General features: G+C 54.9%; 11 protein-coding genes. 4 read left to right on the plus strand and 7 right to left on the minus strand.

Annotated elements, in window-relative coordinates:
• Nucleotides 1-85: 85 nt before the first annotated feature.
• The gene (locus tag ACFPQ4_RS17270) at nucleotides 86-1387 is read left to right on the plus strand and encodes an NCS2 family permease (protein WP_378113114.1); all 1302 of its coding nucleotides are present in this window, start codon (nucleotides 86-88) and stop codon (nucleotides 1385-1387) included.
• Here ACFPQ4_RS17270 and ACFPQ4_RS17275 read toward each other — a convergent pair.
• The 4 genes from ACFPQ4_RS17275 to ACFPQ4_RS17290 all read right to left on the minus strand — a co-directional run bounded on the left by ACFPQ4_RS17275 (nucleotide 1377) and on the right by ACFPQ4_RS17290 (nucleotide 6284).
• Nucleotides 1377-2015 (minus strand): acyl-CoA-like ligand-binding transcription factor, encoded by a 639-nt coding sequence (locus ACFPQ4_RS17275; protein ID WP_378113115.1) that lies wholly within the window; start codon nucleotides 2013-2015, stop codon nucleotides 1377-1379. The two genes, ACFPQ4_RS17270 and ACFPQ4_RS17275, sit on opposite strands and share 11 nt — an antisense overlap.
• Before the next feature lie 4 nt (nucleotides 2016-2019).
• Complete coding sequence (locus ACFPQ4_RS17280; protein WP_378113116.1) at nucleotides 2020-3564, minus strand: MDR family MFS transporter; 1545 nt, start codon at nucleotides 3562-3564, stop codon at nucleotides 2020-2022.
• Nucleotides 3565-3670: 106 nt separating this feature from the next.
• Nucleotides 3671-4939 carry a hypothetical protein gene (locus ACFPQ4_RS17285; RefSeq protein WP_378113118.1) on the minus strand — a complete coding sequence of 423 codons (1269 nt, stop codon included), beginning with the start codon at nucleotides 4937-4939 and terminating at the stop codon, nucleotides 3671-3673.
• 181 nt (nucleotides 4940-5120) lie between these two features.
• Nucleotides 5121-6284 (minus strand): iron-containing alcohol dehydrogenase, encoded by a 1164-nt coding sequence (locus ACFPQ4_RS17290; protein WP_378113120.1) that lies wholly within the window; start codon nucleotides 6282-6284, stop codon nucleotides 5121-5123.
• A gap of 174 nt (nucleotides 6285-6458) precedes the next feature.
• On the opposite strand from ACFPQ4_RS17290, the gene ACFPQ4_RS17295 reads away from it, so the two are divergent.
• Complete coding sequence (locus tag ACFPQ4_RS17295; RefSeq protein ID WP_378113121.1) at nucleotides 6459-7103, plus strand: LysE family translocator; 645 nt, start codon at nucleotides 6459-6461, stop codon at nucleotides 7101-7103.
• Between the two features lie 26 nt (nucleotides 7104-7129).
• Nucleotides 7130-7999 carry a lipoate--protein ligase family protein gene (locus ACFPQ4_RS17300; protein ID WP_378113122.1) on the plus strand — a complete coding sequence of 290 codons (870 nt, stop codon included), beginning with the start codon at nucleotides 7130-7132 and terminating at the stop codon, nucleotides 7997-7999.
• A gap of 463 nt (nucleotides 8000-8462) precedes the next feature.
• On the opposite strand, the gene ACFPQ4_RS17305 is transcribed toward ACFPQ4_RS17300, so the two are convergent.
• The 3 genes from ACFPQ4_RS17305 to ACFPQ4_RS17315 all read right to left on the minus strand — a co-directional run bounded on the left by ACFPQ4_RS17305 (nucleotide 8463) and on the right by ACFPQ4_RS17315 (nucleotide 11317).
• Entirely contained in the window at nucleotides 8463-9257 is a 795-nt protein-coding gene (locus ACFPQ4_RS17305) for an ABC transporter ATP-binding protein (RefSeq protein ID WP_378113123.1), read from the minus strand.
• 1 nt (nucleotide 9258) lies between these two features.
• The gene (locus tag ACFPQ4_RS17310) at nucleotides 9259-10179 is read right to left on the minus strand and encodes an ABC transporter permease (RefSeq protein ID WP_378113124.1); all 921 of its coding nucleotides are present in this window, start codon (nucleotides 10177-10179) and stop codon (nucleotides 9259-9261) included.
• Between the two features lie 61 nt (nucleotides 10180-10240).
• The gene (locus ACFPQ4_RS17315) at nucleotides 10241-11317 is read right to left on the minus strand and encodes an ABC transporter substrate-binding protein (RefSeq protein WP_378113125.1); all 1077 of its coding nucleotides are present in this window, start codon (nucleotides 11315-11317) and stop codon (nucleotides 10241-10243) included.
• Nucleotides 11318-11518: 201 nt separating this feature from the next.
• On the opposite strand from ACFPQ4_RS17315, the gene thrC reads away from it, so the two are divergent.
• A complete protein-coding gene (thrC, locus tag ACFPQ4_RS17320; protein WP_378113126.1) occupies nucleotides 11519-12919 on the plus strand; it encodes a threonine synthase in 1401 nt (466 codons plus the stop codon).

The raw sequence follows: 12919 nt of genomic DNA on the forward strand, positions 1-12919 counted from the left end.
CCTCTCAAACGAATTGTGGGAATATCGACCATCAAATAGTGGGAAAATAAGCCGATCGAACGACACCCTTCGGGAGGCAAAACGTATGGACACCCTGTTCAAGCTCAAAGAAAGAGGTTCCTCCGTAGCCACGGAAATCGTGGCGGGCGTAACGACTTTCCTGACCATGGTCTATATCGTCATCGTTAATCCGGGCATTCTGAGCCAAGCGGGCATGGACTTCCACGGCGTGTTCGTCGCGACGATTCTCGCCAGCATCATAGCCACGCTAATTATGGGCTTTTTCGCCAACTATCCTATTGTAATCGCTCCGGGGATGGGTCTCAACGCGTATTTCGCCTTCAGCGTCGTGGGAGGAAACTCCGGCGTCTCTTGGCAAAGCGCTCTGGGCGCCGTGTTTATTGCGGGAATATTGTTCATCGCCTTATCGATGACTTCTTTCCGCTATATGCTGCTGGATGCCATTCCCGCAAGCCTGAAGCACGCCATTACGGCAGGCATCGGACTGTTCATTACGTTCATCGGCCTGCAAAATGCCAAAATCATCGTCGCCTCGCCGGCGACCCTGCTTACGCTAGGAGATCTATCGGTTCCGATGACGTTATTAACGATCGTCGGGTTGGTCGTCTCGCTCGTCTTCATGGCCTATAAGGTCAGAGGTTTCATCTTCGTCGGAATGCTGGTCACCGCGATTCTCGCTTGGGTTACGGGACTGATGGACTTCCCGAACGATTGGGTTTCCTTGCCGAAAAAGCTGTCAGCGACGGCGCTGCAGCTTGATATCGGAGGGGTATTCTCGGACGGACTGTATGCCGTCGTGTTTACGTTCCTGCTCATTACTTTGTTCGATACGACGGGAACGATGCTTGGCGTCGCCGAACAAGCCGGCTTGATGAAAGACGACAAGTTCCCCAGATCCCGGGGCGCCCTGCTCGCCGACGCCGTCGGAACGGCTTCGGGTGCATTGCTCGGAACGAGTCCTACTTCCGCCTACATCGAGTCCAGCTCGGGCGTCGCGGTCGGAGGCCGAACGGGACTTACCGCGATAACGGTATGCGTACTCATGGCGCTGACCCTGTTCTTCTCCCCTATCGTCGAAGTGCTCGCGAACATTCCCGCGATTACGGCGCCTTCGCTGATCATCGTCGGCTTCCTCATGATGAACGTCCTAAGAAAGATCGAATGGACGGATCTCGAGGAGGCTTTTCCCGCCTTCCTCATCGTCGTCATGATGCCCCTGACCTACAGTATAGCTACGGGAATCGGCATCGGCTTCATCGTCTACCCGATTCTGAAGCTCATCCGCGGCCATCAAGCCACGGTCCATCCGATCTTCTATTTGTTCGCGGTGTTATTCTTCTGCCAAATCGCGTTTTTCAGCCATTAAGGTCATTCGGGGACGAAGGCGACGCAAGGCTCGACAAGCCACCCTCCAGGCGGGCTAGCGCCTCGTCGACCTTCTGGAAGAAATCGGCTTTCGGATGATCCATGCAATAGACTTGAACCGCCATAGTCGCTCCGAGTACCGAGCCCGCGAAGTGGAGAACCTCGAAATCGCCGCGCGGCCGACCTAGCCGATCCGCTACGAGTCCCGCTATCATCGTCAGCATCTCGTTCATATGCATCAAGGAAGCCGCGCGCAGCTCGGGAACGGTTAACGTCAGCTTCGTGCGCTCGTTTATGCCTTCCCTCTCTACTTCGGTTATCAAGGCATGAGACGAGCTTATAGCTTTTCTAAGGGCTTGAATCGGGCTCAAATTCGCGGGCTGCTCCTGGAACATTCGAATAAGTAACGGATCGTAATCGTCCTCGAGCACCAACGCTTCCTTGTTCGCGAAATAGCGGAAGAACGTGCTCGGAGAGATCTCGCTCGCTTCCGCGATCTGTTCGATCGTCGTCGCATGGTAACCCTGTTCCCTGAACAGCCGAAGCGCTTGTTGTTGCAGGGTTAGACGGGTTTTTCGCTTTTTGCGCTCGCGCAGTCCAAGCTTCTCCGGCTCTTCGCCTATCGGCATGCTTTTATCCCCTCGCTTGGGCTTCTTCGAGCGTTTCCGCTTCTGGTTCTGCGCTCGTTTCCGCTGGAGTCGACACGTTCAACACTTCCTTCTTCAGGAAGAAACAGATGAAGATAACGATTACCGCGACGACGAAGGACACCCAGTATAGATGTTGGAAAGCGTTCGAGAATACCGCTTTGATCTGCTCGACCAGACCGGAATCAAGACCCGGCGGAATGCCGCCTTTGGCCGCCTCGCCGAGGCTCTCCACGCTATCTACTGGAAGCTTGGTTGCCAGATCGCCGATTCCCGAAGTAATATTGGCGGCGAGCAAGCTGCCGAAGATACTAACGCCGATCGTCATGCCGAACGACTGGAACAACGTAACCGACGTGAGGGCGATCCCGCTATTCTCCTTGGCCACCGACTCTTGCACGATCAGGTTATTGTTGAACAGCACTCCGAAGCCTAAACCTAGAATGACGAAGTAGCCGCAAATTTCGATAATCCGTGTGTTCATGTCGACCCCCGACATCAAGAGGAAGCTGATCGCAGGCAGCGTCATAGCGACAATGAAGATGTTGCGATAGGGTATTTTGGTCATCAATCGCCCGGTGACGACGCTCGACAGAATGGCGCCGACCATAAGCGGTAAGGACAAATATCCCGATGCGATAGGAGTTAAGCCTAGAACGTTCTGAGCGAAAAAGGGGAACGAAGCAAAGGAACCCATTACGCCGGTGACCAGAGTGAATACGACCAACGACAAGACGACGAACGTTCGGTTTTTGAATAGATGCATCGGCAAAATCGGTTCTTTGGCTTTCAATTCCACGAACACGAATATCGTGAGCATGATCGCCCCGGCCAACCATAAGCCCATAATCGTCGGCGATGTCCAAGCATAACCTTCCGTCTCATGCAGCACCGGCGTCAATAGTAGCGATACGATCGATGCGACAAGCAAGAACGCGCCGGCCCAGTCGATGCTCGCTTCTTTATTCCCCTTGGACTCCGTCAATCCGGCAGATAGTAGAATGGCGGCGAGAACGCCGACCGGGATGTTGACCCAGAAGATCCAATGCCAGGAGATGTGTTCCGTTAAATAACCGCCGATCAACGGCCCGAGCAATTGCGGTACGAACATGACGGCCCCGAACATCCCTTGCGCCTTCGCGCGCTGCTCCACCGTGAAGATGTCCCCGAAAATGACCATCGCCAGCGGCATAAGCCCGCCCGCTCCGATCCCTTGAATTCCGCGCCCGAGCAGCAAGATCGGCATATTGGTGGCAAACCCGCTGATGACGGACCCCGCTATAAATAAGCTCATGCTGAGAATATAGATTTTTTTGCGCCCGTAGAGATCGGCAAGCTTCCCTAGAATCGGCATGAACGACGTCATCGTCAGCATGTAAATTCCCACTACCCAGCCCAATAGCGAAAGTCCGTTCAGATCGCGAATGATCGTGGGCATTGCCGTGCTGACGACCGTTTCGTCCAGCTCCGCGAAAACAAATCCGATAAGCAGGCCTGTTACGATTAGTGCTTTGTTGTTCTTCTTACTCACTTTTCAGCCTCCATATTGCAAACTTGATAATGACATTCTATTTAAAATGATAGTAACTGTCAAATTGCATGTCGTGTCATTATGTCACATGTGCCAATATAGGGGGCTAAGGCTGCTGCTTCGTATAGCCGGGATAGCTATAAGGACCGGCCTCGTAGGCGTTCGCGATTCGATCCGCCCATTCCGGCTTCGTCTCGCCGGCAAACCACTTGCACATAATGATTGTCTCTCTCGCCTTCAGCTTCAACGTCCAGATAGGCTTGCCGATCGACGCATCGTCAATGTAGGCATACAAGAGCAGTTCTGTGTCCGTCTGCATGAGGATGTAATTGCGGTCGCCCGATAAGAACGTATCGGTCACGTTCGGCTGCTTGAGCATAACCGGCGTCCAATTCGGCGTCTCTTCGATCGGTTGGACGGTCGACAAGAGCGGGGCTGGCAAGGCAACCTTCGCATAGAGCGAGCCCGGATAGTCGAACAGTCCGGCGATGAACGGCGTCCACCTATGACCATCCCTCTCGATGATCCAATGATCCCCTAGAGGCTGGGCCAACTTCAGTCCGCCTTGTTCCGCCTCCATTGCCTTAACCGTTTCCTCGTTCCTATAAGCTGCCGTCTGCTTCTTGCCCAACGTATCTTGTATCCGCAAATGCGCGTTATCGCTCCAACGTGTTGCGAAGCCGTCATATTTATCGGTGTCCGCATTTATTTGATCGAATGTCTTCACCCATGCCGACTGGCTATAGGCATTACCGTTGCCTGCCCAATACGAGGCGCCGACTTGCAGGCTGACCATGTCGTCCCCGACGTAGGTTAACCGTTCGGACAGCACGATACTCTCGTCCAATTGGTCCGCATTCGTTCTTGACCGTGCCGGATCTTCCAACGGATGCGCGACTATGTATTGAATCGTATCCGTCGGGGTTTGCTGAAGAACGGGCTCTAACGACCATATTTCATTCGAGTCCGCGGACTTCGGCGTAATAATGACTCGATCGAATTGTCGTTCGCGCAACCCTTCTCCGTCATCGGACACGAGAATCGTTCGGTAATCGCTAGTCGACGTAAGCGTATCTTCGGTCGTCTCGGCGCGGAGACCGATAAGCACGCCTTGGTTCATCCCCAGCTCAGATGCGAGAATCGCAGTGCCTGCCGTTCCAGGATCCGCATGCGCGGGGAGAGTTGGCACAGGCGTCTGTGGGGCCGGCGTAGGCTTCGGGATTGCTGCTTGCACAGGCGTCGCTTCCTCAGCCACGACCGCACTCTCCGTCCCAACAAACGTCTGCGATGGATTACCTTTATCGCATGCGCATAGCGAAGCGACTAAAGCAACCGTGATCCAACCTTTTCCGTGACGCATCGCGCTTCGAATCACGCCTATTCCCCCATTGTCCATCGTCCGGATAACCTTTCATGAATTAGACGTTTGCGGATAGCTAGAGGTTCACCTCTATCGATAAACCGGGAGAGACGCAAATCGCCCTCCGGGCCGTGGCAGCGATGCACCGGCTTGGAGGGCGATTCGAATGGGCTTATAACACAGGACAATTCACGGCTTATAGACTGCTCTGCAAAATCGCCTTAACGTCGTCCTTATTCAGCTTCTTGAACGAGCCGATCGGTCCGAAGCGGACGGCTTCTTCCGCCATGCGGTCGAGCTGGTCACCGCCGATGCCGAGTTCGCCGAGCGTCGCCGGCGCGCCGATTCGCGTGAAGTACGCGCGAGTCGCTTCAATTCCCGCCAGCGCGATTTCGTCGTCGGTTTTGCCGGTCGGATCGATGCCCCATACGCGAGTAGCGAACTGGACGAACCGCTCTACGCCTTCCTTATAGACGTGCTTCATCCAGTTCGGGAAAATAATCGCCAGCCCCGCGCCGTGAGCGATATCGTAAATCGCGCTCACCTCGTGCTCGATTCCGTGCGTCGCCCAGTCGGACACGATACCGATAGGCAAAGTGCCGTTCAAAGCGTACGTTCCCGCCAGCAACAGGTTAGCGCGCGCTTCGTAGTCCGAGCCGTTCGCCAACGCTTTTTCGCCATTATCGATTACGGTCAACAGAACAGATTCAGCGAATCGGGATTGCAGCGGAATGTCCTGCGTATGGGTGAAGTACTGCTCGAACACGTGCGACATAATGTCGACAATGCCGTTCACCGTCTGGTCTTGCGGCACCGTGAACGTCAGCTTCGGATCGAGGATGGAAAACTTCGGATACACGAGCTTGCTGCCGAGCCCGCGCTTGAGTTTGTTGTCCCAATCGGAAATAACGGCGTTACCGTTCATCTCCGACCCGGTCGCCGCCAGCGTCAGCACCGTTCCGATCGGAAGCGCCGCTTGGATGACCGCCTTTTGCACCGTGAAGTCCCATACGTCCCCTTCGTACAACGCGCCTGCGGCAATCGCTTTAGCCGCATCGAGCACGCTGCCTCCGCCTACGGCCAGCACGAATTCGATTTTTGCCTCGCGGCAGATCGCGATGCCTTTGTTAACCGTAGACAATCGAGGGTTCGGCTCGATTCCGGACAGCTCATGGACGGTAGCGCCGATCGTCTGAAGCTGAGCCATCACCTCGTCGTATAAACCGGAACGTTTGATGCTTCCGCCTCCATATACAAGCAGAATGCGCGTGCCATATGGCTTCACAAGCTGGCCCAGTTGCTGCACTTTGCCGGCGCCGAACACGAGTTTAGTTGGGTTATACAATTCAAAAGCGTTCATAGGTTGAAACCTCCTAAGGAATTTGGATAGATATATTGTACCATTTTCGGTTGGGGGACACGTAATCCGGTGCTGGAAAACGATTTCCAAAAGGGGTGCGCAAATTGTCGACTTCTTGTATGATAGGTAAAATAACATTCGACTACTATTATTCGGACTAGAGAGGGATGCAGTTTGAACGCCGTAATCGCATTTTTCGAAGGATTTCTGTTTTCGCTATCGTTATGCTTTGATCTAGGAATGGTTAACGTCGCTATTATGAAAACCGGTATGGAGCGCGGTTTTAAGCCTTCGTTCATGATTGGGTTCGGCTCTTGCTTCGGGGATTTGTTCTACTTGTCGCTCGCCTTGCTTGGCGTCAGCGTCATCTTCGATTACGACGTCGTGAAGTGGACGTTGTGGATCGCAGGTTCAATTATGTTATCTTACCTCACTTATAAAATGCTCCGCGAGAGCTTCCAATCGAAAAATCTCGACGCAGATAACGCCGTCGTCGTCACTCGCTCCTCGCTGCGCGACTTTGTCGCCGGCGCAGGACTTGCCGTAGCGTCTCCTACGGTCATCGCGTGGTTCGCGTTCGCGGCGGGGCCGATTCTCGCGGGTACGCACATGAAGCACGAGGGCGGGCTGCCTTATTTCATCGCCGGATTTTTCGTCGCGGGACTTGTCTGGTCGCTGGCGGTGGCGATGATCAGCAGCTTGACGGGGCATATTTTCCAGAAATCGATGGTACGGGTGCTTAACTTCGCCTCCGGCATACTGTTCCTCTACTTCGCGGTCCGAGTGTTCTATAATGGGCTAATGGATGTACTTAGATAGTCTGACGATAGAGCGGGGTGCGCGAGGTGAATAACGGGTCGTTCGAGTGGGCAAAAGGAATGATCGTGCTCGACCGCACGCAAGCGGAGATCGCCCCGGTAGGCGATTCATTCGCGCGGGATGAACTATTATGCCAGCGCGTCGGCGAAGGCAGGCCGCCGGTCTGTCATCTATGGAGGCATCCGCGCGCTTTCGTGCTCGGCGCGAAAGATAGCCGGTTACCCGGAGCGCCGGAGGCGGTCCGATGGCTGGAGCGCGAAGGTTATGAACCGATCGTGCGCGGCTCGGGCGGAGCTGCCGTTCCTCTCGACGACGGCGTGGTTAACGTGTCGCTTATTATGCCGTTGTCGGGGACGTACGCGTACGGTTTTCGGGATGATTTTACGCGCATGGTCGAGTTGATCAAGCGCACGATGGCGGGATACGGACTCGTCGTTCGTCATGGCGAAGTCGAAGGCTCCTACTGTCCAGGCGATTACGACCTGCACATCGACGGCTTCAAGTTTTGTGGCATCGCCCAGCGGCGGCAAGTGAAGGCGATGATCGTCTCGGCGTTCGTTAACGTCGCCGGCTCCGGCGATGCGCGCGCCGCATTGGTGCGTCGCTTCTACGATGTGGCGGGCATTGGCGCTGAGGCTGGCGATTATCCCGACGTGATCGCCGGACGTACGACCAGCCTGGAGGAGCGCGGGTTTGCCTGGGGCGAGGGCGGTCTGGATGCTAGCGAGGGCAGTGACGGTCTAGTTTCGAGCTTCGTTGGCGCAATTGTCCGAACATTGAGCTATGGTGACCCGGTTACTGCACTCGCAGTTTCCCCGCCGCACGAATTACCTGATGCGTCGGCAATTGCCGAAATGCGCGAAAGATTGGCGATCCGCTACCCTATTCCTCGTTAATTCACGCTCATGAGTAGTCCGGTACATACACTAGTTGTAAAACCTACAACTAATTCCGATTAATCGCCTGCATTTCACGTATTAATTGCAAAACATACACCTAATTTCACTCTAAGATGCCTTCAAGGCGAGTTCGCCTGGAATTAACTGCACGAAATGCAACTAACACGCCTCAAACCTTCGAAATTCACGAAATAGCTGTACGAAATGCAACTACTATGCCTGATGCCCCTAAATACGCTGTATAGATGCACCAAATGCAACTAATATGCCTGTTGTCCTGGAAATGCACAGAATAGATGCACCCAATGCAACTAACGCGCCATCAGCCTTCGCCAAGCACACAATAGCTGCTCGAAATGCAACTAGTCTGGAAGAGCGCAATCCATCCGCGAAGCCGACAAAGGGCACTATCTCCATTGCCAAAGCAATGAGGATAGTGCCCCTCTCTTTACCCGTAACTTTACCCGAGCATAATCCGATCGTCCGACAGTTGCTGGCCGCTGATCCGCTCGAACTCGCCGAGCAGCTGCGCCACGGTCAAACCGGCTTTGCGCTCTTGCGGAATGTCGAGGATGATGCGCCCCTTGTCCATCATGATGAGCCGGTTGCCGAGACGGATCGCCTGCTCCATGTTATGGGTGACCATCAGCGTCGTCAACTTCATCTCGCGGACGATCTCGTCCGTGATCTTCGTGATGAGCTCCGCGCGGGCCGGATCAAGCGCGGCCGTGTGCTCGTCGAGCAGTAAAATTTGCGGCTTCGTGAACGTCGCCATGAGCAAGCTCAGCGCTTGGCGCTCGCCTCCGGAGAGCAAGCCGACTTTGGCGCTCATCCGGTTCTCTAGCCCGATGCCAAGGCGTCGCAGTTGCTCTTTGAAGATCACGCGGCGCTTAGCCGTCGCGCCCCAACTGAGTCCGCGCCTTTGTCCGCGTTTGAAAGCCATCGTCAAATTTTCCTCGATCGTCATGCGCGGCGCCGTTCCTGCCATCGGATCTTGGAACACGCGGCCGATCCAGCGGCTACGCGTATGTTCGGGATGATGGTGGATCGTCTCGCTGTTGATGCGAACTTCGCCGATGTCCGGCTTCATGACGCCAGAGATTATGTTCATAAGCGTGGACTTCCCCGCGCCGTTACTTCCGATAACCGTTACGAAGTCGCCGGGGTTAAGCTGCAAGTTGATGTCCATGAGCGCGATTTTCTCGTCCGGCGTGCCGGGGTTGAACAGCTTGGATACTTTCGTCAGCTCCAACATGTTACGCTTTTCCCCCTTTGCCCTGACCGGTAAGCGCCAATGTCCGTTTGCGGGCGACGCTCTTCTGCTTCAGCGTGCGCCGGATTTGCGGGACGACGAGCGCAACGATAACGATCATCGCTGTAATGAGCTTAAGATCCGATGCCTCGAACAGTTCGACGCGCAGCGCAAACGCCACGACGACGCGGTACACGACGGAACCGACGATGACGGCGAGCGTCGCCACCCACACCGATCTAGCGCCGAAGATCGCCTCGCCGATAATAACGGAAGCTAGACCGATAACGATCATACCGACGCCCATGTTCACGTCGGCGGAGCCGCCATGCTGGGCGATCAGCGCGCCGGATAAGGCGACAAGACCGTTCGAGATGCTGATGCCGAGAATGGTCGTGCGATCCGTATTCGCGCCGAAACTGCGGATCATGCGCGCGTTATCACCCGTCGCTCTAAGCGCGAGCCCGAGATCCGTATGCAGGAAAGCATCCAGCAACAGCTTGACGATTATAACGACCGCGAACACGATGGCAATATAAACCCCGATCGGCTTCGAGAAGAACGGCGACAGCACCGTTTTGATATTTAGCAACGAAAGATAAGGACTTCCCATAATGCGAATGTTGATGGAGTAGAGCGCGATCATCATTAGAATACCCGCGAGCAACCCGTTCACTTTCCCTTTCGTATGAAGAAGTCCCGTGCATGCGCCCGCGAGCATCCCTCCCGCGCAAGCGGCAAGCGTCGCGATTAAGGGGTTATAGCCGTGCGTGATCATGGTGGCGCAGATCGCGCCGCCCGTAACGAAGCTGCCGTCCACGGTCAGATCGGGGAAATCGAGAATACGGAACGTGATGTAAACCCCTAACGCCATCAATGCATAGAGAAGGCCTAGCACGATCGCTCCGTAAATAGACGTAAGCATGGAATTGCCTCCTATATAGACAAAATGGAGCGGACGGCAAGCGCCGTCCACCCCAGCTGCTTTACTGGATAATATTGTTGTCCTTATCCTGTACTTTATCCTTCATGGCATCCGTAACCGTGATGCCTTGAGCTGCGGCAGCCTTCAAGTTAAGAATGAAGTCCAGCTTGTTCGGAACGGTAACCGGCATGTCCGCAGGACTCTTGCCGTTCTTCAGAATATCGACGGCCATCTGGCCGACTTGGTAGCCATGGTCGTAATATTTGAAGCCGACCGTCGCGAATGCGCCTTTTTCCACCGTATCTCTGTCGCTCGAGAAGAATGGAATTTTGTTGTCGTTCGCCACTTGGATGATCGCGTCTACCGCGCTTACGACCGTGTTGTCGAGCGTAATGTAGATCGCGTCAGCGCGGCCTACGAGAGACTCCGCCGCTTGCTTAACTTCGGACGAGTTCGATGCGGCTGCTTTGACGAGCTTGATGCCGTGAGCGGTTAAGGCTTCTTCGGCTTTCTTCGACATAATGACGGCGTTCGGCTCGCCTTCGTTAATGACGACGCCTACCGACTTCACGTTCGGGAAGTTAGCGGCGATGAAATCCATCAATTGCGTGATCGCTTCTGGGTTCGTGTCGGATGCCCCGGAGATGTTGCCGCCCGGCTTGTCCAAGTTCGTAACGATATTCGCCGCGAGCGGGTCCGTTACCGCCGCGAACAGTACTGGCGTGTCTTTCACGTTCTGTGCAATCGCTAGCGCTGATGGCGTTGCGATGCCGAGCACGAGATCGTTCTTGTCCGCCGCGATCTTCTGCGCGATGGACAGGTTATTCGCCGAATCGCCCTGCGCGATGTTGACGTCTACGGTCAGGTTTTTGCCTTCTTCGATTCCCGCGTCTTTAAGCGCCGCGAGGAAGCCTTCGCGCGTCGCGTCCAGCGACGGATGCTCGACGATCTGGGAGATCGCGATTCTGTAGCTGACGTTCACCGCTTCATCTTGCGATGCGGCCGGAGACGAAGCAACCGCCGACGGGGACGCTCCCGCGTTCGAATTGTTCGCGTTGTTGTCCTTGCTGCCGCAACCGGCGATGGCAAGCAGCGCTGCGGTGGACAGCGCTAGTGTAGCTAGCAATTTTTTCTTCATAATGGCTTAACCCCTTTTTCGATGTGGTTTCCCAAGTTAGCGTTGCAGTTGCAATGCGTTGTCCTTGTAAAGCGTAAAATTATACTCAGTGTAAGCGTGTTCGTCACATTTCGTCAACTATTCAGAATTCAGCAAATTCACAAGATAAACCGTCTATGTTACAATTCATGATAAAACTTACGAACGAACAAGGGGATAGCCATGGAATACATTAGCACTCGCGGTAAAATCGACTCCGTCGGCTTCATCGATGCCATCTTGATGGGATTGGCCGACGACGGCGGATTGCTCGTGCCTCGCCATATTCCCGCCCTGTCGGCGGATACGCTCAAAAAGTGGGAAACCCTCTCCTATTCGGAGCTTGCGCTCGAAATTTTCTCCTTATATATCGATGGAGAAATTCCGCGCGAGGATTTGAAGAAGCTTGTCGACGACAGCTACGCGACGTTCCGCGATCCGGAAGTGACGCCGGTGCGCCGAATCAACGACCGCTTGCACGTGCTGGAGCTGTTCCATGGGCCGACGTTCGCCTTCAAGGATATCGCGCTTCAATTCCTGGGCAACCTCTATTCTTACGTATCCCGCAAAAATAATTCCATCATCCATATTCTCGGGGCTACTTCCGGAGACACGGGAGCTTCGGCGATCGAGGGCGTGCGCGGCAAAGAAGGCATCCGCATCTGCATCCTGCATCCGCACCAGAAGGTGAGCAAGGTGCAAGAGCTGCAAATGACGACCGTGGACGACGCCAACGTGCTTAACCTGTCGGTGCACGGAACGTTCGACAATTGCCAGCGCATTATTAAGGAACTGTTCGCGGACGTTTCCTTTAAGCACAAGTACCATCTGCGCGCGATCAACTCGATCAACATCGCCCGTATTTTGGCGCAGACCGTTTATTACTTCTATGCTTACTTCCAACTCGCTCGCAAGGGCGAGACGCGTACGATCAACTTCAGCGTACCTACCGGTAACTTCGGCGACATCTTCGCAGGCTATCTGGCGAAGCGCATGGGACTGCCGATCGGCAAGCTCATCCTGGCGACGAACGAGAACAACATTCTCGAGCGGTTCGTGAAGGAAGGCATCTACGAGCCGGGCGAATTCCGCGGCACGTATAGTCCGTCGATGGACATTCAAGTGGCAAGCAACTTCGAGCGTTACTTGTATTACCTGAGCGGAGAAGATGCATCGGCGGTATCAGGTCTTATGAGCGGGTTCAAAGCCGAAGGCAAAATCGTCATTCCGGCGGATAAGCTGCAACAAGTGCAAGCAGACTTCGTCGCCTACGGCGTCCACAACGACGAGTGCCTCGCCACGATCGGCACGTATTACGACGACACCAACTATTTGCTTGATCCGCACACGGCTTGCGGCGTCGCGGCGACCGACAAGCTTGCGGGCGATGGCGAAGTGACCGTCGCATTGTCCACGGCTCATCCGGCGAAGTTCGACGAATCGATCCAGCTAGTGGGCATCACGCAGACGTACCCGGCGCAAATCGAAGCATTGTTCGACAAGCCGCAGCACCAGACGATCGTCGACGGAACGAACGAAGCGATCGCCGAGCAAGTCGTTAAGTTCTACGAAGCCGAAGCTTAA

The organism is Cohnella yongneupensis, from assembly GCF_042655785.1.
Taxonomy (GTDB): Bacteria; Bacillota; Bacilli; order Paenibacillales; family Paenibacillaceae; genus Cohnella; species Cohnella yongneupensis.